Genomic DNA, 24,943 nt, shown 5'->3' with positions numbered 1-24,943 from the left:
ATTGATTGGAGGGGTCGGATGGACCGTCGTGATTTTTTGCGAATCGGAGGCCTTGGCCTCTGTGGCGTCGGCGCCCTTGACCTCATTCGCGCCCAGGCCTCCCCGGCGAAGAACAAGGCGAAGGCGAAACATCTGATTGTCTGCTGGCTCGGCGGCGGGCCTCCGCATCTCGACATGTTCGACATGAAGCCGGATGCTCCGGAGGAGTATCGCGGCCTCTTCAAGCCCATCCAAACAAAAGTGACCGGCTTGCAAGTCGGCGAATTGCTTCCAGAAATGGCCAAACGGGCCGACAAGTATACCGTCATTCGATCCGTTTCCACACTGAACAAACCCGGCGACCATAGCCAGGCGCCGCTTTATTGGCTGACGGGCAACCCCCGTCTCATCACGGGTTCCGACGAGTATCCGATGTATGGCAGCGTCGTGAACAAACTTCGCCCCGGACCGTCTGATCTGCCGACGTTCGCCGTGCTGGACGAGATTGATGTTCACACGCATAACGCACTGTCCCGCAGTTTCCTCGGCTCGGCCCATTCCCCGTTCGTAATGCAACCGCTCAAGGACAAAGACGCGGTGACACGAATGCTAACGCCGCAACTTGATCTTCCGGCGTTCGACAAAAACGCGGGTCTGCTGAAGAAACTCGACACAAAACTCCGACATGATGATTCACAAGATGAACTGATCGCGGGGTTGGATCAGGATCAACAAACGGCGTTCAACCTGCTCCGGTCGCCGAAACTCCGACAGGCTCTGGACATCTCAAAAGAACCCCCCAAGTCTGTTGATCGTTTCACCCGGAACAAACCGGCCAAGGCGCGATATCCCATTGGCGACCCGTTGCACTTTCTCGTGGCCCGGAGATTAGTGGAAGCCGGGGTTCCGGTTGTTCACTTCAACTTGGGCTACTGGGACTGGCACGGCGACAATTTCACCGCCGGCAAACAACAAATTCCCATGTTCGACGCCTGTCTCGCGGCATTGCTCGACGATCTGGATGATCGCGGTCTTCTTGATTCGACGATCGTTCTCGCGCTGGGCGAAATGGGAAGGAAGCCGAAAATCGACAACCCGAAGGCAGCCGGGGCGGGCCGCGACCACTGGGATTACGCCCAATTCGTCATCGCGGCTGGCGGGGGCTTCAATCGTGGTTGTGTCGTCGGAGCCACCGACAAACTCGGCGAGCGAGTCACCGACAAGTTCTACAAAGTCGAAAGCTTCGGTCGAACTCTGTATCACTTGCTCGGTGTTGACACGGACACCGTGTTGCACACTCCGGCCAGTCGTCCGGTGAAACTGATCGCTGAAGACGCCCCGATGATCAAAGAAGCGATTTCCTAACCGGCGTCGAGCATCGCCTTCCTTGATAGCGGGACATGTTTTGAGCATTGATTCTGTCAGCCGGACGACGCATATCCGAAAAAAGAAGAACCATCTGCGAAGAGTGCTCCACGCGATTTTACTTTCCGGCGGATTGCCGAGGCCAAATCCGGACCATCATTTCAAAGGTGTTTACAATCTCTTTGACAGGACCAGCTTGCCTGTCCAGTGGAGTCCGGAATTATGTTCAACACAGGTCGTGCTTTTCTCGTCATCATCACGTTGAACATCCCCTCATTGGTTTGGGCCGAGGAGCCGGCTTCAAAATCGGATGGCAAAATCGGTATGTGGCCGGCCCTTGGCTGGAAAAAGGCTTCGCCGTCTCCTTTTGCGCGAGTTGAGTCACCGATGGTGGTGGTTGACGGCAAGATGTATTTGTTTGGCGGCTTCACTGACAGTCTGGACGCTTCAAATCAAGTTGACGTTTACGATCTGGCGAAAGACGTTTGGACGCGAAAAAAGGACATGCCGACGCGACTCACGCATCTCAATCCGGCCATCGACGGGAAGACCATTTGGTTTGCAGGGGGCTTCAAGGGGAAACATCCCGGCCCGGTCACCGCCGAGGTGTGGAAATACGATATCGTCGCCGATTCATGGACCGCCGGGCCGCCTCTTCCGGATCGACGAGCGGGGGGCGGCTTGGCGGCGCTTGATCGCAAACTGCATTACTTCGGCGGTTACAAGGCTGATCGGGACACAAACTCGGGCGATCACTGGAGTTTGTCGCTTGATGGTGGAAAAGAATGGCAGCGTGAAGCGGATTTGCCCGACCCACGGGGCCACGTCAGCGCGGTGACGCTGGACGGCAAGATTTATGCGTTGGGAGGCGACCATGGCCACGACATCACCCAGATTGACGTGCCATCCTGCCACCGGTTTGACCCGGCCACGAAGAAGTGGACCGAAATTGCCAGCCTTCCGGATGGCCGTAGTCATTTTGAATCAAGCACGATTATTCACAAAGGCCGAATTCTGATCATTGGCGGACGGTGCAATAGTTCCAAGCCGCCGAGAAACGTGGTGGACGATTTACTCGAGTATGACCCGAAGGCGAATACGTGGAGTATTGTCGGCGTCATGCCTGAGAAAGTGCTTGCGCCAGCCGCTTCGATCATTTCTGACCGCATCGTGGTCATCGGGGGCGGCCTCAACAATCCGAGGCCGCTCACGGCCGCCACGAGAATTGCCCCTCTTCCGAACAGCAAGTGATCGGATCGGCAGAGAGTCAGTCCTTCACCACTTTCGGAGGAGTGACAAACTCCAGAACGTAATAGGTGCGCATTCCGACTTTTTCGGTGCCAGTGAACTCATAAACGCCCATCACCGTGAATTGCTTCCCGTCGGCTTCGTTTTTTGTCGGCCGCTTGAGGACGAATCGCCTCGATTGTTTGCTTTCCGGTGAGACGAGCATCAAATCGGGGGTGAGAATTTCGCGGATCTCGAAAGTCTCTTGAAGGAAGCCGGACATGCCGACTTCCGGCATATCGAGTGCGAGCGGTTTGATAGCGCCTTTTATCTTGGGCTTCGCCGCCGCCAGTTCGGCTTCCAACGCGGCCAGCCTTTTCTTGGCGTCAGCGATGTCCTTCTCGATAAACTCCACCGGTCGCCCCTTCTTCGGGGCTTGGGCAAAGATCGGCCCACACGCCAGCAAACACACACAAACGGCGATGACTCGCATCAGTTTCTCCTTTTTGGATATTGGGTCCGACTCATCAAGTCGGGCATTAGTTCCATGTTTTATCGCTAAATTAATCTTCCCTATGGTCAGGTGCAACATTGAACCCGGATAATGCCCGGATTTGAGCGAGCCTTCAGGCAGCGGAATGGTCACGATGACGAAGGCCAAAGACGAATGAGCGGAATGGCCACGATGACGAAGGCCAAAGACGAATGAACGGATGATCTTGGAAACTCTCTTTGTGCCGCCAAGCGTGGACTGCTGACCTAGACTCACAATCAGCATTGAATTACCTTTTTCACATCTGCCACTCCTCTCCAATCAAACCGGCACAATGATGATCGACAAAGGGTTGAATTTTACCGAGGCCGAATGGCTCACTTGCGCCCAACCATATCCCATGTTCGATTATCTTCGGGCAAGAGTCGCGGGCAAGACGGACGAACGGCGGATGCGATTGTTCGATTGTGCCTGTGCTCGTGAAATCTGGCACTTGTTGACGGACGCCATCAGCCGTGAGGCGGTCGAGATTTCAGAGCGGTATGCCGACCAGCAGGCGACTTTTGCGGAATTGGATTCCATCCATCAAAAAGCGTTCGCCGTAGCCCGCTCGCAGCGGAAAGATCCATTCAACGACGCAGGCTGGGCGGCTTGCAGTTGCAGCATCAGCAGATCAGCATTGAGTTCCGCTTATGACAAGGCGAGTGGGGCATTGGCCAAGGAGTTGTCAAAAAAAGCGCCTGTCAGGGAAGCCCATCGAGCGGTGACATCGGCACGCCAGACCCGGCTTGTTCGATGTATTTTCGGCAACCCTTAATCGGCTGGCGGAGTTGGAACCGGCGCTCATGACCCCCGCCATCATTGCGCTCGCCCGGACAGCCTATGACGAGCGCCTTTTGCCCGGCTTCGATCTGAAACTCGAAAATCTCATGTCGCTTGCCGATGCTCTGGAGAGAGTCGGTGCCAACCCGGAAGTGGTGCGGCATCTTCGCGAACCGGGGCCGCATGCGCGGGGATGCTGGGCGGTGGATACGGCTTTGGGGCGACAATGTTACATGCCACAAACAGCGATACCGGAGCCAATCGCGACGGTTGCGATTGCTCCGGTGGCGAACGAATATGCTCCTTGCACGGTTTGGAAGAATGACGATGGAACCCATGTCCTCGGATTCAGCGATTTTGGCCCGACAGCCGACATTTTTGAGGAACTCGGATATGAGGGAGGTGGGTACGACTGGCATGGAGTGGTCGATGCCCTCGTGCGGATGAAGGCCAAAAAGATTCGACAAAAGTTGGACTACGATCCGGAAGGCAGCATGTTCACGGCATTGAGCAAAGATCAAGCGGCAATCAAACAAGTGGCTGACTTGATCCGTGCCGCTGTCGAAGACCCAATCTTGCTTCGGAAGGCGCTCGCAAAGGCTGACCCGGACTTGATCGGCGGATGAACCGCTTTTTGAATGGAGAGGGGCAAACGTTCCCCTCCCTTCACTCATCGTACTTCAACAAGAACTTTGGATTGATCACCTTGAATCAGTGTTGCGGCAATTTGGAAGACGCCCTCCATTGCCCAAACACGCTCGAATCCACAAGTTCAAACTGGGATATGGTCCTGCTCAGATCTTTGGGAATGCCTTATTCAGATTGACCACACCAGTTTGGCACGATAAGCTTTCGATTGATAAACGATGTTGATCGAGGGTTTGTGTTGTTGATTGCGGGTCGAATCCTGATGTTGGTGGCTTGCGGGCCGCTCTTACAACCAACCGGTCTTTGCGTCTGCAAAGCCGGGGGATTTGATCGCTCCACCGTTTCTAGCGTGCAATGTGTTGGGGTAACGAATCACCGTCCGGCGATAGTACAGAAGATCGGCTGTTGCTCCCTGTGCCACTCATCGGTGACCGAAACTCCATCAGGAGAACCGACCCCGCATCAATGTCCGACTCCAAAAGACGATTCCCACATGCCTGGCTGTCCCGCGTCGGCGGGGGCGGATGCACTGAAATGGATCGAACCGCCCCAATCGTTCGATCCTTGCCTGCCTTCCGAAACAATGGTTTTTGATTTCGTTGCGTGGAATTGCCTCACAGGTTCCTTGACTTTCAACCCGATCTGTCATCCGATCACTCCGCCACTTTTCTTGACACACTGCTCATTCGTCATTTGATTCCCGTCCATTTTTCTTTGGCTTGAGGTTGCTGCTCCGTTGTCGTGAGCCAACACCCGTCCAGTCATCCGTTTGCATTGAACGTCACTTGGTGATTACCTGCTCATCAGCGGTGGCTGTCATCAATCCATCGTCAATATTCCGAACAATCAACCAGAGATTTTTCCATGAGCGATTTGGGAGACGGCGTTGCCGTTTTGAAAGAACCGGTCAGGGAACTTGAAACACAAACTCCGGCATCCAATCCTCGAGGCGTATTCCCCTTCATCATAGGATCGATCCCCACACTCCTCGTGCTGACTTGCGCGGGCGCCATCGGATGGTGGGGACACCACACGGGTTGGAAGTTGCCGAAGTTTTCAGAAATGACTGGTGTCAAAAAATCCCGGGAGGATTGGTGCGCGGCCCACAATGTGCCCGAGTCCGTGTGTGTTGAATGCGATCCGACGCTGATGCCCGCGCCCGAGCCGCGGGGATGGTGCAAGATCCACGGCGTTCCCGAATGCACGCTTTGCAACCCGGAACAGGCCCAATTGCCGAAGACGCCGACAGTCACCTCCGCCGACCTGGACCGCGCCAGGCGGGCGTTGGACTTCGCCGATCGCCCCGCGAACACCGTGAATTGCCGGACTCACCTCCGACGTATTCAGTACGCCACCGCGAAGGATGCGGACAAGGCCGGCATTGCCGTCGAGCCGGCATGGACGGCCCCGGCCGTGGAGTTTGTCTCCGCTCCGGGTGAAGTCTGTTACGACCAGACGCGAGTCGCCCGTCTTTCTTCCCGGTCGCCTGGGACGGTTTGGAAAGTGTTCAAGCAACTGGGGCAGAAAGTAAAAGCAGGTGACGTGCTGGCCCTGATCGACGCCGGCGAGGTTGGAAAATTGAAGGCCGAGGTTCTCCAGTCGTTCGCGGTGCTTCAATTGAAGAAACAGACATTGGCCGACATCATGGAGTCCGGCGGCGCCGTGGCCAGTGCCCGCGTCAGGGAAGTCGAGGCGGCTGTTCGCGAAGCGGAGATCCGGCTGGCCGCCGGGTGCCAGGCCCTCACCAACCTGGGCCTGCCCCTGGCCGAGGCCGAGGCGATGACGATGACGGCCGGGCAGCTCAAGGACAAGCTCCGCCTGCTCGGCCTCCCCGCCGACCTGGCCGTGATGATCGATCCGAAGACATTGACCACGAACTTGCTGCCGGTGGTCACCCCGATGGGCGGCGAGGTCGTGTCCCGGAACGTGGTGGCCGGCGAAGTCGTGGACGCGGCCCGCATTCTGTTCGAGGTGGCGGACACCAAGTCGCTCTGGCTGACCCTCGACTTGAAGACCGAGGATGCCCCGCGTGTCAAAGTCGGCCAGCCGGTCCGGTTCCTGCCGGATGGTGGGCGGGAAGAACTAACTGGCACGGTGGCGTGGAGGAGCAGCCAGGCTGACGCGAAGACTCGCACAGTGAAGGTCCGTGCCGACCTGCCGGACCCCGAGGGCCGTCAACTGGCCAATACCTTCGGGGCGGGCCGGGTGATCCTTCGTGAGGAAGCGAAGGCTGTGTCCGTGCCTAACGAGGCGGTGCATTGGGACGGGTGCTGTAATGTGGTGTTTGTCCGCGACAAGGACTACCTGAAAGCGGATGCGTTCAAGGTGTTTCACGTCCGCAAGATTCGCATCGGGGCCAGGGGCGACAGGAACACGGAGGTCATTGCCGGCGTGCTGCCTGGCGAAGTCATCGTAACCAGAGGCGGCGGCCTCTTGTTGACCGAACTGCTTCGGGCTGACTTGGGCGAGGGTTGCGCGTGCTGCCATGTGAAATGAGGTTCTCCTCGGGAGAAATGACATGACTGAAAGGGAGTTTTCGTGCTGAACGCGATCATTGATGTTTCGTTGAAGCACCGCTGGCTGGTCATCCTCGGAGCCGTGGCCTTTGCGGCCGCCGGGGCCGTGTCGTTGCGTTACCTCGACATTGACGCCTTTCCCGACACCACGCCGGTTCAGGTGCAGATCAACACGGTTGCCCCGGCACTTGGGCCGGAGGAGGTCGAGCAACAAATCACCTACCCGGTTGAGCAGGCATTGGGCGGGCTGCCCAAGATCATGCAACTGCGGTCGATCTCAAAGTTCGGGCTGTCCCAAGTCGTGGTGATCTTCGAGGATGGCACGGACATCTACTTCGCCCGGCAACTCATCATGGAACGACTGGCGGGCGTTCAACTCCCCCAGGGCCTGGACCGTCCCAAGATGGGGCCGGTGTCCACGGGGCTGGGGGAGGTGTTTCATTACGTCATCACCGGCAAGGGGGACGATGTGACGCAATTGAGGACGGTCCATGACTGGGTTGTCCGGCCCCAAATGCGACAGGTCAAGGGAGTGGCCGAGGTGAATTCCTGGGGCGGGTTCGAGCGGCAGTACCAAGTGCGCATTGACCCGGCCAAACTGGGCAAATATCGGCTGACGTTCGACACCGTGACCGCCGCCATCCGCGAAAACAACCAGAACGTCGGCGGGGGGGTGATTGACCGGGGCAGCGACACGTTGCTCGTTCACGGGGTCGGGCGGACGACCACCATCGGGCAGATCAGGCACATCCAAATATCAGTGAAGGACGGCGTCCCCGTCCTTCTCGGAGATGTGGCCGATGTGCGCATCGGAAGCGAGGTTCGCCGCGGAGCGGTGACGGCGGATGGCAAAGGCGAAGCCGTCCTCGGGCTCGGCTTCATGACGATGGGCGAGAACTCCCACGAAGTGACTTGGGGGTTGAAAAACAAACTGGAGGAGGTCAGGGCCGCTCTTCCGCCGGGGGTGAAGGCCGTTCCGGTGTATGACCGGACGGAACTCGTCAACTACGTCATTGACACGGTTCGCGCCAACTTGTTCGAGGGGGGATTGCTCGTCGTCACGGTGCTGTTTTTGTTTCTCGGCAACCTGCGGGCCGCCTTCATCGTCGCCCTGACCATCCCGCTGTCGATGTTGCTCGCCTTCTCGGGCATGCTGCGGTTTGGGATCGCCGCCAGCCTGCTGTCGCTCGGGGCCCTCGACTTCGGCATGGTGGTGGACAGCAGCGTCGTGATGATCGAAAACTGCGTCCGGCACCTCGCGCACAACTTGGAGGGCAAAAGCCGACGGGAGGTAATCCGCGACGCGGCCGTCGAGGTTCGCCGCCCGACACTGTTCGGCGAACTGATCATCCTGATCGTCTACCTGCCGGTCCTCACGCTTGAAGGGATTGAGGGGAAATTGTTCCGGCCGATGGCCCTCACTGTGATCTTCGCCCTGGCCGGTTCCATGATCCTGTCCATGACACTGATGCCGGCTCTGGCCAGCCTCCTGCTTCCCAAACGGATCACGGAACAAGAGCCGTTCCTTCTGCGACTGATCAAGGCGGCGTACGTCCCGGTCCTGACGCGGACGATGCGGCACAAGGCGGCGGTTATGCTGTTCGGGGCGACCGTGCTGGCCGTCGCCTTTGGGATGGTCGCGCCGCAACTCGGGTCGGAGTTCGTCCCGCGTTTGTCGGAGGGGGCGATCACGCTCGGAACCGTGCGACTGGCGGGGACGAGCCTGGAAGAATCCGTTGAGACCAACACCCGTGTGGAAAAAGCACTGCTGGCCGCTTTCCCCGACGAGATCGCGCATGTCTGGAGCCGGGCCGGGACCGCCGAGGTGGCGACCGACCCGATGGGTGTGGAGCTGACTGATATCTTCATCAGCCTCAAACCCCGGAAAGAATGGACGAAGGCCGTGAGCCAGGCCGACCTGACCATCCTGGTCGAGAAAGAATTGCGGTCGATTCAAGGTTTGAAGTTTGCGTTCTCACAACCCATCGAAATGCGCATCAACGAGATGCTGGCTGGCACCCGGTCGGACCTTGCCGTCAAGTTGTTCGGCGACGATCTGGAGGTGTTGAAGGCCAAGGCCGGGGAAATCGAGAAGGTCATGCGGAACATTCCTGGGGTGGCCGACCTGGCCGTCGAGCAGGTGACCGGCCAGCCCGTGCTGCAAGTGAAGGTGAGGCAGGATCAGATTGCCCGTTACGGCATTCCCGCCCGGGCTGTCCTGGACCTCATCGAGAGCATCGGATCGAAGCCGATGGGCGCGGTGGCCGACGGACAGTTCCGCTTTCCGCTGGTGGTCCGGCTTCCCGACGAATGGCGGTCAAGCCCGGAGGCGGTCGGAGCGATCCAACTTCCCGCCGCGACCGGCGAGCGGGTTCCCCTGTCCCGGGTCGCGGACATCAGGATCGTGGAAGGCCCGTCCACGATCACCCGCGAGTGGGGCCAGCGCCGGATTGTGATCACCTGCAACGTCCGGGGCCGCGACCTCGGGACGTTCGTGGCCGAGGCCGAGCGGGAAATCAAAGCCAATGTCACGATGCCCCCCGGCCGTTACCACGTCACCTACGGCGGGCAGTTCGAGCAACTGGAACACGCCCGCACCCGGCTGATGATTGTCGTCCCCGCTGCCTTGGTTTTGATTTTTCTGCTTCTGTACGCCACCTACGGCAATGTGCTGGACACTCTCCGGGTGTTCACCGGAGTGCCGTTCGCGTGGGTCGGCGGTATTTTCGCGTTGTGGGTGCGGGACATGCCGTTTTCCATCTCGGCCGGCATCGGGTTCATCGCCTTGTCGGGCGTGGCCGTGCTTGACGACATGATCCTGGTCAGTTACGTCCGGCAACTCCAAAAACGGGGGCGCAACTTGGAACGGGCCGTGGAAGAGGCGGCGATCACCCGCCTGCGGCCGGTGCTCATGACGACGCTCGTGGCGTGCCTCGGCTTTGTCCCGATGGCCTTTTCGACCGGGATGGGGGCCGAGGTGCAACGCCCCCTCGCCACGGTGGTGATCGGTGGCGTGATCTCAGCCATGGTCATGTCGCTCCTAGTGCTGCGCGTGTTGTTCGTTGTCTTCCGGTGGCCGGGACGGCGAACGTCAAATTCGGTGGATGGGGACCAGCCGCATGAAATGGCCCCGGAGACGATCCTTGCCCGGTGACGGGCCTGTTTTGAGGAGACTGATGATGACGAAGACATTGATGGGCTATGCCCTGCTCGCGGGGTTGATAGTGGTTGTCGGTTGCGACAAGCCGCTCTCGCAAACCATGGACGGCGAGAAGAAGGAAAAAGCGGTCGCTAAGGTGGATCAGAAAGCCGACTCGAAAGAGGAGGACCACGACGGTTGGTGGTGCAACGAACACGGCGTCCCCGAGGATGAGTGCAGCCTGTGTTCGTCGAAGGTGGCAAAGGCGGCAAAGGCCAGGGGCGACTGGTGCGACAAGCACAACCGGGCGAAGTCGATCTGCTTCATCTGTGACCCGTCCCTGAAGGACAAGTATGCCGCGAAATATGTGGCAAAGTTCGGCAAAGAGCCGCCAGCCGTCGACGAGGAGGCGACTGGGGCGGACAAGAAAAAATAGTCCGATGAACACGGAGACGGTCGGAAATTGTCCAGCGGGCCGAACTCTTGATCATGGTGGTTGACACGGTTCGGCAGGCCGCCGAGACCGGGTTGGACAACATCTCGGGGAGCGTGCATGATTTCGTGGCGGACGACTGCGGATCGGATTGTTTCGGGTGGCGAGACGTGTTCTCACACCCCGTGGCTTGGCGGGGATCATCCACTGGCGGGGAGACATCGAGACGCCCTAGTGGTCTGCCACACCTGATCTGGCCGGATCAAATTGGCGCCAAGTATACGAATCAATGAGCTTCTGGATGTCGAATCAGGTGTGGCAGACCACTAGTGGTCTGCCACACCTGATTGTGATGGACCGGCCGGAAGATCCAGATTTCGCCGGACTGGTCGATGTCAGCCAGTCGCATCCCGCAGATTTCGCCGACGCGTGCCCGGCGAATCTCAGAAGCTGGACCATGTCTTTGATCGGCACGGGAAGATGGGGCAGGGTGGCGTCAACCATTGCGTCCGAGACAGGCTTGACCGTCCGGCCTTTCCGGCATTCGCCCCCGCCACAGGCCGACGACGGCGTTGAGACCGAGCAGGACAGACGAGGGAACGATCTCGTGTTCGATCCCCCACCTGAAAATTCGCTTCACCCGGCTGACGTGATGGTTCACATTTACTCTCGCCATCCCTTGGGCAATGAACGCCTCCCTGACCGCCTGGAGCTTTAGCGGCCCGAATTCGGCTACGGGAAGAGAACCATACAGGCGGCGAAGAACTCGAAGAGTAACGCGATGGGAGTTTGTTTCGGCCGTCGGCTTGCCGTCCGGCCCCATGAATTTCTTCTCGGCAAACACCCAAAACATCGCGGCCAGTTCCTTGACCGCGATGGACGGGATCACGCTGGATTGAATTAGCGTGGCGGGTTTGGTGTTGCCAGGTGGGGAATATCCGCTGGAAAGCCATTCGGCGATGGCTCGCTCGTAGGCGATTTGAACTTCGTTGGGGGTGGTCTTCTTCCCGGTCGGCCAATGACCCGGATACACGTCTCGCCCCGAGAGTGTGACCACGCCCTGTTTTGAGGGGCGATGCAGCCGTAACTTTGGAATCTGTCTGGACATGCGGTACTCCCAAAAATCCGGTAAGATCCGGTAAATTACCGGGTCTCAGATTTCGGGCCGCGCGATCCAGACACAGGATCGGTAACGATGTAAAGTCATTCAAAATAATAACTTATAAAAACCTGTCAGGGATGCCCTCGGTGCGAATTGAACGCACGACCCCCGGTTTAGGAAACCAGTGCTCTATCCCCTGAGCTACGAGGGCGGTTTTGAACATGGACACTCACAGTCTAGGGGAGGGTTCGCTCAACGGGAACAGTCACCCGGCTAACTCTCGAATCCGGATCGAAAACGACCTAATTGTCCAATGGTTGCCAAGGTGTTTATGCATGCGAATGGATACTTTGGGCATCGTTCATCAGTCATTGGTCATTCCGGGTTACCAATGGGTGAAGTCGGTCGTACATCATACGCATGAGCCAGTCATTCAAGGTCGTCATCACCGACTTTATCACCGGTGATCTCTCCCCCGAGCAAACGGCCATCGGGGATATTGCCACCATCACAGCACTGGATGCTTTTTCGGAAGCGGATCTGATCGGGAAGATCGAAGATGCCGATGCCGTGATGCTTTACCACAATCTGGCCCTGACGGCCGCCACCATCGAGCGTTTGCAAAAATGCAAATTGATCGTGCGTTGCGGCGTCGGCTATGACAACGTGGATCGCGTGCTGGCCCGCAAAAAGGGCATCGCGGTTGCCAACGTGCCTGATTACGGCACCGAGGAAGTTGCGGACAGCGCCATCGGGTTGATGCTCACGCTCACGCGGGGCATTCACCAATTGAATTCGTTGCTGCGGGACAAACCCGGTTCGCCGTGGACGTATCTCCCCGTGGCCCCGCTGTATCGTCTGCGCGGACGGGTGTTTGGCGTCCTCGGCCTCGGCCGGATCGGCACGGCGGCCGCCTTGCGGGCAAAAGCCTTGGGCATGAGAGTGGTGTTTTACGATCCCCTCGTGAACGACGGCTTGGACAAGGCCCTCGGCGTGACGCGGGTGGAATCGCTTGACGAATTGCTGGCCGCCAGCGATGTCTTGAGTTGTCACACGCCATTGACGCCGACCACCCGACATATCATCGATGCCGCCGCCATCGCGAAATTGAAGCGGGGTTCTTACCTCGTGAACACTTCCCGTGGAGCGGTGGTGGACACTTCGGCCATCCCGGACGCCATCGCCAGCGGGCATCTGGCCGGGGCGGGCATTGATGTTTTGGCCGTCGAACCGCCGACGGAAGACAATCCGCTCATCAAGGCGTGGCGAGATCCGAAACATCCGTGCCATCATTACTTGATCGTTAATCCGCATTCCGCGTTTTATTCCGTCGAAGGATTGCTCGACATGCGGGTGAAGGGTTCGGCCACCGTGCGGAACGCCCTCCTTGGCAAGCCCATGCGAAACATCGTGAACTGACCCACCGACTCAAGGGATTCCCATGCTGGACGCGGCCGCGAAGAACTGGATCATTGATGTGGACGAGAGCAACTTCGAGGAAGAAGTGCTTGTTCGTTCGCAGGACACAGTGGTCCTGGTGGATTTCTGGGCCGAATGGTGCGGGCCGTGCAAGCAACTGGCCCCGTTGCTTTGTGCGGCCGCCAAGGAGAAGCAGGGCGGGTTTGTCCTCGTCAAAGTCAACATCGACGAGAATCAACAACTCGCCTCCTATTTTCGCATTGAAAGCATCCCCACCGTTCTTGCCTTTCAAGGGGGACGGCCGGTCAATGGCTTTCAAGGATTGCTCGGGCCGGAGGAATTGGAAGAGTTCCTTGGCAGCCTTGGTGTGACCGGCGGGGAACCGAAGGCCGATCCCTATGCGGACGCGCTGGCCTTGGAAGAAACCGAACCGGCGAAGGCCGAGGCTTTTTACCAGACGATGCTGGGAGAAGACGAAAACAACGGCCGGGCGAGGGTGGGTCTGGCCCGGATGCAAGCGGCCGCCGGGAAGGATGCCGAGGCGTTGGAAATGCTGGCGCCGCTCGGGGACACCGGCGAACATGGCGCCGATGTAGTGAAGATTCGCCGCATGATTGAAATGCGAGCGAACGCCGCCACGGCCGGGGATGAGACTGATCTGCGAAAGAAAATCGCCGCCGCCCCGGAAAACCCGGCCTTGCGGCTGGAACTCGGCAACCTGTTGGCCACGCGAGGCGATTATCAACCGGCGATGGATGAACTGCTGGTGGCCGCCGAACTTGACCGTGAACTCGGTCGCGGGGCGGTGCGGGAACTGATGGTGAAAATTTTCGAGATCATCGGCGTGCGAAGCGATCTGGCCGACGAATACCGGGACAAACTCCGGGGCTTGCTGTACTGATTCGACCTCATTAGCGAATCAATTCCCGCCGCTCATTTCCCGACTTCACGCGGCATAATGTCCAACACATCATTCTCCGGCAACGGAACGCTGAGCCAGCCCAGACGGAGGCCAATGGGGTTCAGCGTGTCCAACCCGATTAGCAGGGAACGGTAGCGAGCGACCGGCACCGGCGCGGGTTTGGGTTCCGGGTTCTCAAAACTTGCCAACACCAACGGGGAGATTTCTTCGTCACTTGCCGGGTTGAATGCTCGGGAGAGATCCAATCCTTCCGGCAATGGTTTGGGTGTTTCGGCAGGGGCAGTGGGCTTGGACGGACTGGCTTCGGCCACTTCGACAGCGGGTTTCGGGACCGGGACTCCCAGTTTCTTGGGTTGGCCGAAATACCAGGCGACACCAATGATGCCGATCACTCCGGCCGCGACGAATATTCGATTTCGCATGATCTTCCCCTCGCCTTTCCGGCCGATGGCCCGGTTCAAAAATGCGCCATAACCGCACGGTCTGGAAAAATCCACCCCGGTTTGCCTCGTTCCCCCAGCACTTTGACTGGAGTGTGTTTCAGCGGTGAGCTAAGCTGACACCTTTAGAGGAGGGCGTTCCATGCGACTGGCAGGAATCAGTTACTTGGCGTTGTTATTGACGGTCTCAGCGGGCATGGCCCAAACACCGGAAATGATCGCGCGAGTCGAATTCGACCTGACCATGAAGCGATTGCAAGGCGTGTGGATTCCTGAGTTTCAGATCACCGGCGACGGGTTGGAAGCCTATCCGGTCAAAGGCCGGTCGTTGATTGTTTCAGGAACAGAATTTGCCCGGTTAGACGGCGGCAAGAACGTGCAAAGCGGCACGATCGCTTTGTTTCTTGGCGATCCCGGCGTGATGGATTTTAATATCACGGATCGCATTGACTGGGATCTGGAACGGGCCAATTTCACCCCGGATAAATTGATCCGAAAACAAAAGACCATGTTCAAAGTAGACGGCGATGTGCTGACTATCGCCTATCCCGTTCCCGGCCGAAATCGTCCCGACGATTTGCGGGCGGCTCCGAATCGTCAAGTGGTGGTTTATAAACGACAGGTGGAGAAAATCGAAGAACCGAAAGCGGAAAAGGTTCCCGTCGTGACACCGAAGACAGAGAAGATTCCCGTTGTGGGGCCGAAAAGATGAAAATGTGAGGGAGGTCTTTTGCGGCCTCCCTCTTTTCGCAAGCAAACCTCGATACTTCCGCAAGACAGATCAACCGGCGGCCGCATCGGCCCCGGTGGCTTCTCGTTTGTTGACCACTTTCATCGAACTCGTCAAAAAGTCCCGGTTCAATTGGGCGATGAACTTCACTCCGATCCCCTTCGGACAAGCGGCTTCGCACTCGTAAATGTTGGTGCAATGGCCGAAGCCTTCCTTGTCGTGCTGATCGACCATCTTCAGAACGCGGTCCCGGCGTTCGGCCTGTCCTTGCGGCATCGAGGCGAGATGAGTCACTTTCGCCGAAACAAACAGCATTGCCGAGGCGTTCGGGCAGGCCGCCACGCAGGCCCCGCAACCGATGCACGAGGCGGCATCCATCGCCGTGTCGGCATTTTCTTTGGGAATTGGCAGGGCGTTGCCATCGGGCGTTCCCCCGGTGTTCACGGAGACAAAGCCCCCGGCTTGGATGACACGGTCAAACGCGCTGCGGTCGGTCACCAAATCTTTCAACACGGGGAAGGCTTTCGCCCGCCATGGTTCGATGTAGATTTGTTCGCCGTCATGGAATTTCCGCATGTGCAACTGGCAGGCGGTCGTTCCCTTTTCGGGGCCATGTGCCATGCCGTTAATCATCATCGCGCACGACCCGCAAATGCCCTCTCGGCAATCATGGTCGAAGGCAATCGGTTCTTTCCCGGAGTGGATCAACCCTTCGTTGACGGTGTCCAGCATCTCAAGGAAGGACATGTCCTCGCTGACGTGATCGGCGGGATAGGTCTCCATCCGGCCGGGCGTCTTTTGGTCTTTTTGCCGCCAAACGTGCAAAGTCAGTTTCATGTTCGGGTCGTTGGTTGTTAGGGTCGAAATCGCTCCGAGAGACGCCTCACTTGTAACTGCGAACAGATGGCTGGACGACTTCCCATGACAGCGGTTCCACGTTGCGAATGGGTTCGCTGAAGGCTCCGGTGAATTCCCAACCGGCCACGTGGCTGAATTTCTCGTCGTTGCGATCCGCTTCGCCGTCCACTTGATACTCTTCGCGGAAGTGGCCGCCGCAAGATTCTTCCCGCGTGAGGGCGTCTCGGGCCAGCAGTTCGCCGAACTCCAAGAAGTCGGCGACCCGACCGGCCCGTTCGAGGGCTTGGTTAAGGTCGGCCCCGGAACCCGGCACGGTGACGTTGCCCCAGAATTCTTCCCGCAGGTTGCGAATCTGGGAAATGGCCGATTCCAGCGAACTCTTCGTGCGGGCCATGCCGACGTTGTCCCACATGATCTTGCCGAGTTCCCGGTGGATTTCGACGGCCGTTTTCTTGCCGTTGATGGAGAGCATTTTTTTGATGTTCTCGCTCACTTCTGATTCGACTTTCTTGAACTCCGGGTGATCCGTCGGCAAGACTTCCTTCTTGGCCGAGGCGAAGAAATTGGCCAAGGTGTACGGAATCACAAAGTATCCATCGGCCAAGCCCTGCATCAGGGCCGAGGCTCCGAGGCGGTTGGCGCCGTGATCGCTAAAGTTGGCTTCGCCGAGGACGAACAATCCCTGAATGTTCGACATCAGACCATAATCGACCCACAACCCGCCCATTGTGTAGTGCAGGGCGGGGTAGATCCGCATCGGCTGATCGTAGCCGCTTTCCCCGGTGATTCGTTCGTACATCTCGAACAGGTTGCCATACTTCTCGGCCACTTTGTCCCGGCCGTCTCGCTTGATGGCGACGGCAAAGTCGAGATACACCCCGCGACCGCCGTGGCCGACCCCCCGGCCGTCGTCGCAAGCATATTTGGCGGCCCGGCTGGCGATGTCGCGCGGAGCGAGGTTGCCGTAACTCGGGTACATCCGTTCGAGGTAATAATCGCGGGCATCTTCGGGGATTTGCGAGGCGGGCTTGCCCACGTCGCCGGCCGACTTGGGAACCCACACCCGGCCGTCGTTCCGCAGGGATTCGCTCATCAACGTGAGTTTCGATTGATGATCGCCGCTCACGGGAATGCAGGTCGGGTGAATTTGCGTGTAGCAAGGATTGGCGAACGCCGCCCCTCGTTTGTAAGCACGATAAGTGGCACTGACGTTGCAACCAGCCGCGTTGGTGGAAAGGAAATAGGTGTTGCAATAACCCCCGGTGCAGAGCAGCACGGCATCAGCCGAGAAGGATTCAATGTTCCCGGTCACGAGATCACGGACAACGATGCCGCGAGCCCGGCCATCGACCACCACGAGGTCAAGGAACTCTGTCCGGGGGTGCATCTTTACCTTGCCGTAGCCGATCTGTCGGCTCAGGGCTTGGTAAGCCCCGATCAGCAGTTGCTGGCCCGTTTGGCCACGACAGTAGAACGTCCGCGAGACTTGGGCGCCGCCGAAGGAGCGGTTGGCCAGCAATCCTCCGTATTCACGGGCGAATGGAACGCCTTGGGCCACGCATTGGTCGATGATCGACACGCTGCACTCGGCCAACCGGTGGACGTTTGATTCACGGGCGCGGAAGTCGCCCCCTTTGATCGTGTCGTAAAAGAGGCGTTTGATGCTGTCGCCGTCGTTTTGATAGTTCTTCGCGGCATTGATCCCCCCTTGGGCGGCGATGCTGTGCGCCCGTCGGGGTGAATCTTGGAAGCAAAACGAATGAACCTGATAGCCAAGCTCGGCCAGCGTGGCCGATGCGGCGGCCCCGGCTAAGCCCGTGCCGACGACGATCACGGAGTATTTCCGCTTGTTCGCCGGGTTCACGAGTTTGGATTCAAACTTGTATTTGGTCCATCTGTATTCCATCGGACCGGAGGGGACCTTGGAGTCGAGAGAAATCATGGCGGTCAGTCTCTTCCGCATACGGGCGGTTGGGAATGTTCAAAAATACTCGGTGAGCCGGTAATGGTCAGTTCTTTTTGGGGGGCGTTGCTTGTTCGCCGACGGGTTGCGAAACCGGGGCCGGCGGGGCGTCGCCCACCCTGGTGATGGGCACATAGGAATCACCCAGCCAGCTCAAACGAACGGAGGCGACGATCCCGATATTGCCGATGGCGATCAGAATGGCAATGCCCCAAGCCAGTCTCTTCAACGCCGGTTGAATTCGGGGAGTGTTGAGGCCCAATGTTTGAAAAACGCTGGCGATTCCGTGGGACAGGTGAACCATGAGCAGCAGTTGAGCGATCACGTAGCAAACGCAAACAATGTTGTTGCTGAAACCGGCGACAACCATCGAATAAACGTCCGGCCGTCCCTTGTCATCAATCAGGTCCATGTAGCCGACTTGAACGATTTTTCTCGCCATTTCCTGACGGGCGTCGGTTGTCCCCACCATTCCAAGAGTGAAGTGGGCAAGGTGGAATAGCACAAAAGCGAGGATCACCAAGCCGGTCCAAGGCATCGTCCGGGAGGCCCAAGAAGCCTGAACGGTTTGCTTATAGGCATACTTCACCGGGCGGGCGTCCGATGATCGTTTCTTCAAATACAGTGCGAACACCAAGTGAAGCGTGAACGCCACCAGCAGACCAATTCGAGCCACCCACAACCATGGCCCGAGGCTTTTGAGGAAATGGGCATAGGCGTTCAGAGAGTCCCGGCCGTCGTAGATTTTCAGGTTGCCGATCAGGTGGGCGATCACGAACAGCGTCAGGGCTGTTCCGGTGATGGCCGTGGTGACCTTCATGCCGACGGTGGTGGTCAGGAACGGTTTTACCCAATCGTACACTCCTTTGCCGGACGGGAGGGTGTTCGTCGGTTGGGAGCGTTTGGTGGGGGCCGTACTAGACATAAGACGGGGAGGTTCCGGGGTTTCGAGTGATCGAGGCGGGCCTACAGATATCCTAGACGACTGCTCGCGGAAGGCCAACGAATCGACATGACGATTCTGTCAACCTTCACGGTTCAAGACGTCATGAGCCTTATTTCCCTTCAGATGTGGATGATACGGCGGGAGATTTTAATGGCATTGGACGGGTTGGTTGGCTCGACAAAGAGGCGTGGATTTCGCGTGGTTACTCCCAAAATTCTTCCCAACGTTCGGCAAAGGCTTGGCGTAGTTTCTCCAAATATGCATGAGTTTTGATTTTTGCCATCCACAAGTCCTCGCCGCCGTTTCCTCCTTTACAGATCACTCCCTCGGCCACTTCGTATTTGCCATTCCGAACGTCTTCGGCGAATTTGCCGGTCAATTTTCCTTCGTAGACAACCTCGGCGACGGGCAAATGGCCGAAGTTGTTGATGAACTCCTTGGGGCCGATCAAACCCGATGTCTCGGCCAACACGTCGAAGATCCGGATTTCCTTCGGGTCGTCTTTTTGATGCAATCCCGCGAAGGAGTTTTCCCCGAAGAACTCTCCGAACACCCGAAATGATTGGATCTCCCGGTAAGCGGCATGTTCGCGGAAGATGCTCTCAAGTGATTCGGCCCAATCTTCCTGAAAGATGGCCACACTTTCCTGAAGATGGGCATGTCGTTCGGAAAAGAGCCGAATGCCGTCGGTTGTGAGGTTGAATTCGTCCCGGCGGGTGCCGAAGGCGTGCCAGCCGAAGTCCCGGTCCCAATCGAAATGGAGATTGGTTCCATCGTATTTGACGAAAGCGATACACTGGCCATCCGGGGCATTTCGCGAACCTGGAATCTTTGGGTAGTAGAGCATCCGTCAGATCTCGCCGGATAGGGAAAGTCATCATCAATGGAGCGGGAGTTTGGCAGGCGGGTTCTGATATGTTGGGCTGGATTTCAGAGCGTAAAATCTGTTTTCTCAACTCCAATTTATTCAAATATTTGTTTGATTTTAATTTGCATTTGGTAATCTGCGTTGACTTTGACGACTGTGCGGGCGCGCTTTCCAACGGAAACGCAAATCAGGCGATGGTTCTCTTCATTTTGCCGATTTCCCGGTTTACGCTTCGGATGCGTATTGTGCCGTCTTCCCCCCGACACAACACGCGAACTACACCATTTGGAGTGACATCATGACACGCACCACACGATTGGCGGCCGCGCTTGCCCTCGGCTTCGTGGCCTGCGGGGCAAGTGAAGCCTCGGCCGCCTGGAACAACGTCTTTCAGACGACTTGTTGCGGAAATTCGTCCCGAAGCAGTTTCTTCGCCCCGGAGGCTCCCGCCTGCGCTCCGCAGGTTTCCTACGTCCAGCGGTGCTACTATCAGCCCGTGACATCGTACAAGACGGAGACGTATTACGATCCGGTCACGTCCTATCGGACATCGTATTATTGGGAACCCTGTACCAAGATGAAGTACACGAGCTATTACGATCCCTGCACCGGTTGCACCCAAAATGTGGCGACCCCGACAACGTCCTATTCGCTGAAAACCAAGTGCAACGCCGTTCAAAGTTATGTTCAACGCTGCCGGATGGTTCCGGTGACCGAATATCGCCGGTCCTATTACATGGAACCGGTCATCACCAACTCGTCCCCGTGTTGTGACAGTGGTTGTTCCGGTCCGTCATGCCCCGGCGGTAATTGCGGCGTTCCCGGCGGCGGGGGCTCCCCGGCGGCCGGTGTGACTGAAAACCCGGCGGCCCAAAGCGGCGAACCCCCCCGGATTCCTCGGGCGGGCATCACTGAATCGAATCCTAACCCGAAGCCGCCGACGACTTCGCAAAAGTTCCGTCCGGATCGCGTGGCCAGCTACACGAACCCGAACGGCGGCCGGTTGCAAGGCAGTGTCGTCCGCGATGACCGCATTACTCCGCGACCGAACGCCACGCTGACGTTCTCCACGGAAGCCGGCAAAGAAGTGATCGCCAAAACCGACTTCAACGGACGCTTTGCCGTGGAACTTCCCGAAGGTGATTACACCCTCTTCACTCCGGGAGCCGATGGCCAAAAAGTTTACCACAGCACGGTCCATGTGAAAAACACGGATGACCGCGTGGTGATGGTTGTGAGCCGCTAATACGGTGAGTTGAAAAACCAAAGCGAGCCGGGACGGTTTCCGTCCCGGCTCGTGGCATTTCCGGGATGATCTTCCGTCCCTACCGCCCGTTCTGACGCTTCCATAAAATGTCCCCATCGTTGATCGAAAGGGTGGGGACATGCCGCAGTTTGAGAAGACCGACAAGCAGAACGATTTTCCCGCAATGGAACGCCAAATCCTCGCGTTCTGGGATCGCATCCAAGCCTTTGAAAAACTGAAGGAACAGAACCGGGGCAAGAAGCCGTGGTCGTTCCTTGACGGCCCCATTACCGCCAACAACCCGATGGGCGTGCATCACGCTTGGAACCGCACCTATAAGGATGCGTTCAACCGCTATTACGCCATGACCGGTCGGGAACTCCGTTACCAACAGGGCTTCGATTGTCAGGGTCTCTGGGTGGAAGTGGAAGTCGAGAAGGCGCTCAAGGAACTTGGCAAGAAACTTGACACCAAGCGGGACATCGAAAATTTGGTCCCCGGCGACCGGGATGCGAGCATCGACTACTTTGTGCAGACATGCAAGGATCGTGTCAACCAGTTTGCCAGAGTACAAACGAACCAGTCGATCCGGCTTGGCTATTGGATGGATTGGGATCGCACGGACGATGAGTGGGCCAAAAGTCCGGATGAACGCAAGTCCTACTTCACGATGTCCGAGACGAACAACTTCACCATCTGGAGTTTCCTCAAGAAGTGCCACGGCAAAAAGATGGTTTACCGTGGCTACGATGTGATGCCGTGGTGCGGACGGTGCGGCGTTGGCATTTCCGAACAGGAGATGAAGGAAGGGTACAAACTCGTTGAACACCGAGCCGCCTTCGTCAAACTGCCATTGAAGGACAGACCGGGTGAAAACTTGTTGGTTTGGACAACGACGCCTTGGACGTTGACCAGCAATGTCGGGGCGGCGGTCAATCCCGAACTCACTTACCTCAAGGTGAAACTCAAAGGCGAGATTTACTATCTGGCGAAGGGAGTCTTCGAGCAAAACCGGATGGAGTCCAGCGCCGACGAAGAGGGTGAGGCCACTGCGAAAAAGTCCAAGCGGGAATGGCTTGACGGTGTGCCGCACTTGGTCAGCATTCAGCAGATGTTCAAATCCAAGGCCGGAAAAGAAGCCTATGAGATTGTCGGCGAGGTGAAGGGAGCCGAGATGATCGGTTGGGCCTACGTCGGCCCCTTCGATGATCTGCCCGCCCAGCAACATACCTACGGTTACCCGGAGGAAGTGGCGAAAGTCACCCAGCAACAGGGATGGTGTCCCCCGAAGACGGCGGCCGAGTCGCACCGAGTAGTTTCCGGTGGCAAGGATGTCACCGAAACGGACGGCACCGGGATCGTTCACACGGCCCCCGGTTGCGGCCAAATCGATTATTTATGGGGCAAAGAAAACGGGTTGCCCCCCATCGCTCCCATTGATGATGCCGGGATCTTCCCCGAGGGTTTTGGCCCGTTGACCGGCAAGAATGCTGTCGATCCTTCGACGGCCGATGTCGTCTTCGAGGAACTCAAAAAGAAAGACCGGTTGTTCACGGTTGAACGCTATGTTCACCGTTACCCGCATTGCTGGCGTTGCAAAACGGAGTTGCTGTATCGGTTAGTCGATGAGTGGTTCATCAACATGGGGCCGCGTTTGTCCGATCAGGGTTTTCGCGGTGACATCATGAAGGTCGTCGATCAGGTGACGTTCTTGCCCGAAAGCATCAATGGCCGGGCCAGGGAACGTGACTGGCTGAAGAACATGGGCGATTGGATGATCTCCAAGAAGCGATTCTGGGGACTTGCGCTGCCGGTGTGGGTGGATGAGAAAGACCCGACGCAATTCGAGGTAATCGGCAGCCGGGAGGAATTGAAGGCACGGGCCATCGAAGGGTGGGAGGAATTCGAGGGGCACACGCCGCACCGGCCGTGGATTGACAAGATCGTGCTGCGGAATCCGAAGACTGGCAACAAGATGTACCGCGTGCCAGATGTCGGCAACCCGTGGCTGGATGCCGGGATCGTCGCGTTTAGCACGATGAAGTACGACACCGACCGGGCCTATTGGGAAAAGTGGTATCCGGCTGACTTCATCACCGAGAGTTTTCCGGGCCAGTTCCGTAACTGGTTCTACGCCCTGCTTGCGCTCAGCACAATGATGAGCGACGGCCAACCACCGTTCAAAACCCTGCTGGGTTTTGCCACAGTGATGGATCAATTTGGCCGTGCGATGCACAAGAGCGACGGCAACAGCATTGAGTTCATCAAAGCCGCTGACGATGGGTACGAACTTTTCAAGGATTTCGATCCGAAGAAAGACACCAAGAGTGCCTTGGCCGACAAGGAGGTTCCCAAGGGATATCAATCCTTCCGTGAAGAAGCGGTTGAGATCAAAGGGCAGCCTTACAAGCGATTGCTCACGAAATATAAGCCGATTGGCGCGGATGTGATGCGCTGGCTCTATTGCCGGCAAAACCCCTCGTCAAACCTCAATTTTGGCCCGGAGCCTACGGACGAAGTACGCGCCAAGTTCATCCTCAAAGTATGGAACTGTTACTCGTTCTTGGTCGATTACGCCCGGCTTGATGGCTTCGTGCCGGGCGCGGAACATGAGAAATACCTGACGGATATCGACCGTTGGATCTTGTCCGATCTTCAAAAGCTCATCGATACCGCCAACACGTCTTTCACGGCCTATGGGACAATGGCGTTCTGTCTGGAGACCGAGAAATTCGTCGATGACCGTCTTAGTAACTGGTACATTCGCCGGAACCGGTCGCGTTTCCAAGACAACGTGGCCGCGCTGGACGAAGCCGGGAAGCGGGACAAGTTCGCCGCCCACCAGACGCTTTACACCGTGATGACCACGCTGTGCAAATTGTGCGCACCAATCATCCCGTTCCTCACGGAAGTGATGTACCAAAACTTGCGCAATGAGATGGACCCGGAGAGCGTGCATCTGTGCGCCTATCCGGTGGCTGATCCGGTCCGTGTGGATGAGCAACTGTCCGATGACATGGAAGCGTTGCTCACGCTCGTTTCCCTCGGCGGGGCGGCCCGCAATGTGGCAAAGATCAAGGTCCGGCAACCGCTGGCTGAGCTTCGCATCCAAAGCGAACACGAATCGGTTAAACGGGCGGTGAGTCGCTTCGCGGAACAAATCCGTGAAGAACTTAACGTCAAAAAGGTGACATGGCACGAAGGTAAATCGTTGTTGGCCGCCACGGCGAAGCTCAACAAGAAGACGGCCGCCGCCAAGCTCGGGGCGAAACTCAAAGAGGCTGAGGCCGAACTGGCGACCCGCAACGCTCTCGAACTGGCGGCTGCGTCGAAAGTGGGACCGGTGACCATCGCCGGAGTGGCTTTGGAAGGGGCTGACATCATTGTCGAGTATCAAGCCGAAACAGGTTGGGCCGGCGTCGCGGATCGTGGAACGCAAGTGGCGATTGACGGACGAATCACGGACGACTTGGCCGGCGAAGGAATGGCCCGCGATGTCATCCGGCAGATTCAAGAACACCGCAAAAACAGCGGCCTGAACATGGAAGACCGCATCAGCCTGTACCTCGGCACAGCCTCCGAAAAGTTAAACGCGGCGATCACCACCCACCGGGACTATATCGCCGGGGAAACGCTGACGAAGTCTTGGGCCGCCGAGGCGCATCCCGCCAAGACCGAAGTGCAAATCGATGGTCAGGCGCTGGTGATTTCATTGGCCAAAGTGTGATCGAAGATGACCGCTGTCAACCGCCGGAAACACTGCGGTTGACAGCGAAAAATTTTGAGGTTGATCGATTTGCCGGTTACGGGTATTGGGCCAAAGGGGG

19 protein-coding genes and 1 tRNA gene are annotated in these 24,943 nt (G+C 57.8%); 12 read left to right on the top strand and 8 right to left on the bottom strand.

Features of this window, described 5'->3' with window-relative positions; translation table 11 throughout:
* Window positions 1-18: 18 nt before the first annotated feature.
* Together BGIM_RS49555 and BGIM_RS0109645 are read left to right on the top strand one after the other, a co-directional pair.
* Entirely contained in the window at window positions 19-1,344 is a 1,326-nt protein-coding gene (locus tag BGIM_RS49555; RefSeq protein WP_020469580.1) for a DUF1501 domain-containing protein, read from the top strand.
* 222 nt (window positions 1,345-1,566) lie between these two features.
* Window positions 1,567-2,595, top strand: coding sequence for a Kelch repeat-containing protein (locus BGIM_RS0109645; RefSeq protein WP_020469579.1), 1,029 nt, complete (start codon window positions 1,567-1,569; stop codon window positions 2,593-2,595).
* Window positions 2,596-2,611: 16 nt separating this feature from the next.
* Here the strand turns inward: BGIM_RS0109645 and BGIM_RS62685 are convergent, their stop codons facing one another.
* Window positions 2,612-3,064 (bottom strand): hypothetical protein, encoded by a 453-nt coding sequence (locus BGIM_RS62685; RefSeq protein WP_157368726.1) that lies wholly within the window; start codon window positions 3,062-3,064, stop codon window positions 2,612-2,614.
* A gap of 451 nt (window positions 3,065-3,515) precedes the next feature.
* On the opposite strand from BGIM_RS62685, the gene BGIM_RS0109635 reads away from it, so the two are divergent.
* The 5 genes from BGIM_RS0109635 (at window position 3,516) to BGIM_RS57210 (ending at window position 10,625) form a co-directional block, all read left to right on the top strand.
* Window positions 3,516-3,881: a hypothetical protein gene (locus tag BGIM_RS0109635; RefSeq protein WP_157368724.1), complete on the top strand. Its 366-nt coding sequence runs from the start codon at window positions 3,516-3,518 to the stop codon at window positions 3,879-3,881.
* A 28-nt stretch (window positions 3,882-3,909) separates the two neighbouring features.
* On the top strand, window positions 3,910-4,512 hold the full coding sequence (locus BGIM_RS57215) for an Imm51 family immunity protein (protein WP_020469576.1): 603 nt from the start codon (window positions 3,910-3,912) through the stop codon (window positions 4,510-4,512).
* 1,084 nt (window positions 4,513-5,596) lie between these two features.
* The gene (locus tag BGIM_RS49545) at window positions 5,597-7,030 is read left to right on the top strand and encodes an efflux RND transporter periplasmic adaptor subunit (RefSeq protein ID WP_157368722.1); all 1,434 of its coding nucleotides are present in this window, start codon (window positions 5,597-5,599) and stop codon (window positions 7,028-7,030) included.
* A 42-nt stretch (window positions 7,031-7,072) separates the two neighbouring features.
* On the top strand, window positions 7,073-10,204 hold the full coding sequence (locus BGIM_RS0109615; protein WP_020469573.1) for an efflux RND transporter permease subunit: 3,132 nt from the start codon (window positions 7,073-7,075) through the stop codon (window positions 10,202-10,204).
* Window positions 10,205-10,226: 22 nt separating this feature from the next.
* Entirely contained in the window at window positions 10,227-10,625 is a 399-nt protein-coding gene (locus BGIM_RS57210; RefSeq protein WP_052639727.1) for a hypothetical protein, read from the top strand.
* A gap of 493 nt (window positions 10,626-11,118) precedes the next feature.
* On the opposite strand, the gene BGIM_RS0109605 is transcribed toward BGIM_RS57210, so the two are convergent.
* Both BGIM_RS0109605 and BGIM_RS0109600 read right to left on the bottom strand, forming a co-directional pair.
* Complete coding sequence (locus tag BGIM_RS0109605; protein WP_029629895.1) at window positions 11,119-11,730, bottom strand: hypothetical protein; 612 nt, start codon at window positions 11,728-11,730, stop codon at window positions 11,119-11,121.
* A gap of 132 nt (window positions 11,731-11,862) precedes the next feature.
* Window positions 11,863-11,935: transfer RNA gene (locus tag BGIM_RS0109600), tRNA-Arg, on the bottom strand.
* A gap of 209 nt (window positions 11,936-12,144) precedes the next feature.
* Here BGIM_RS0109600 and BGIM_RS0109595 point away from each other — a divergent pair.
* On the top strand, window positions 12,145-13,143 hold the full coding sequence (locus BGIM_RS0109595; protein ID WP_020469569.1) for a C-terminal binding protein: 999 nt from the start codon (window positions 12,145-12,147) through the stop codon (window positions 13,141-13,143).
* 22 nt (window positions 13,144-13,165) lie between these two features.
* Window positions 13,166-14,044, top strand: coding sequence for a thioredoxin (gene trxA / locus BGIM_RS68225; protein ID WP_020469568.1), 879 nt, complete (start codon window positions 13,166-13,168; stop codon window positions 14,042-14,044).
* Between the two features lie 32 nt (window positions 14,045-14,076).
* On the opposite strand, the gene BGIM_RS0109585 is transcribed toward trxA, so the two are convergent.
* Entirely contained in the window at window positions 14,077-14,487 is a 411-nt protein-coding gene (locus tag BGIM_RS0109585) for a hypothetical protein (protein ID WP_157368720.1), read from the bottom strand.
* A gap of 160 nt (window positions 14,488-14,647) precedes the next feature.
* Here BGIM_RS0109585 and BGIM_RS0109580 point away from each other — a divergent pair, with 160 nt between their 5' ends.
* Window positions 14,648-15,217 carry a hypothetical protein gene (locus BGIM_RS0109580; protein ID WP_020469566.1) on the top strand — a complete coding sequence of 190 codons (570 nt, stop codon included), beginning with the start codon at window positions 14,648-14,650 and terminating at the stop codon, window positions 15,215-15,217.
* A 69-nt stretch (window positions 15,218-15,286) separates the two neighbouring features.
* Here BGIM_RS0109580 and BGIM_RS49530 read toward each other — a convergent pair whose 3' ends face one another.
* The 4 genes from BGIM_RS49530 to BGIM_RS0109560 all read right to left on the bottom strand — a co-directional run bounded on the left by BGIM_RS49530 (window position 15,287) and on the right by BGIM_RS0109560 (window position 19,849).
* Window positions 15,287-16,072, bottom strand: a complete 786-nt coding sequence (locus tag BGIM_RS49530) for a succinate dehydrogenase/fumarate reductase iron-sulfur subunit (protein WP_020469565.1) — start codon at window positions 16,070-16,072, stop codon at window positions 15,287-15,289.
* Between the two features lie 46 nt (window positions 16,073-16,118).
* On the bottom strand, window positions 16,119-18,032 hold the full coding sequence (locus BGIM_RS0109570; RefSeq protein ID WP_029629893.1) for a fumarate reductase/succinate dehydrogenase flavoprotein subunit: 1,914 nt from the start codon (window positions 18,030-18,032) through the stop codon (window positions 16,119-16,121).
* A 70-nt stretch (window positions 18,033-18,102) separates the two neighbouring features.
* Window positions 18,103-18,981 (bottom strand): succinate dehydrogenase cytochrome b subunit, encoded by an 879-nt coding sequence (locus tag BGIM_RS49525; protein ID WP_020469563.1) that lies wholly within the window; start codon window positions 18,979-18,981, stop codon window positions 18,103-18,105.
* A 223-nt stretch (window positions 18,982-19,204) separates the two neighbouring features.
* Window positions 19,205-19,849, bottom strand: a complete 645-nt coding sequence (locus BGIM_RS0109560) for an RNA ligase family protein (protein ID WP_020469562.1) — start codon at window positions 19,847-19,849, stop codon at window positions 19,205-19,207.
* A 319-nt stretch (window positions 19,850-20,168) separates the two neighbouring features.
* Between BGIM_RS0109560 and BGIM_RS0109555 the strand changes: the two genes are divergently transcribed.
* Both BGIM_RS0109555 and BGIM_RS57205 read left to right on the top strand, forming a co-directional pair.
* The gene (locus BGIM_RS0109555; protein ID WP_020469561.1) at window positions 20,169-21,116 is read left to right on the top strand and encodes a hypothetical protein; all 948 of its coding nucleotides are present in this window, start codon (window positions 20,169-20,171) and stop codon (window positions 21,114-21,116) included.
* Between the two features lie 139 nt (window positions 21,117-21,255).
* Entirely contained in the window at window positions 21,256-24,843 is a 3,588-nt protein-coding gene (locus BGIM_RS57205; RefSeq protein WP_020469560.1) for a class I tRNA ligase family protein, read from the top strand.
* Window positions 24,844-24,943 lie beyond the last annotated feature (100 nt).

The sequence above is a fragment of the Zavarzinella formosa DSM 19928 genome (assembly GCF_000255705.1).
GTDB classification, from domain to species: Bacteria; Planctomycetota; Planctomycetia; order Gemmatales; family Gemmataceae; genus Zavarzinella; species Zavarzinella formosa.
This window is presented reverse-complemented; position numbering and strand designations above follow the sequence as displayed.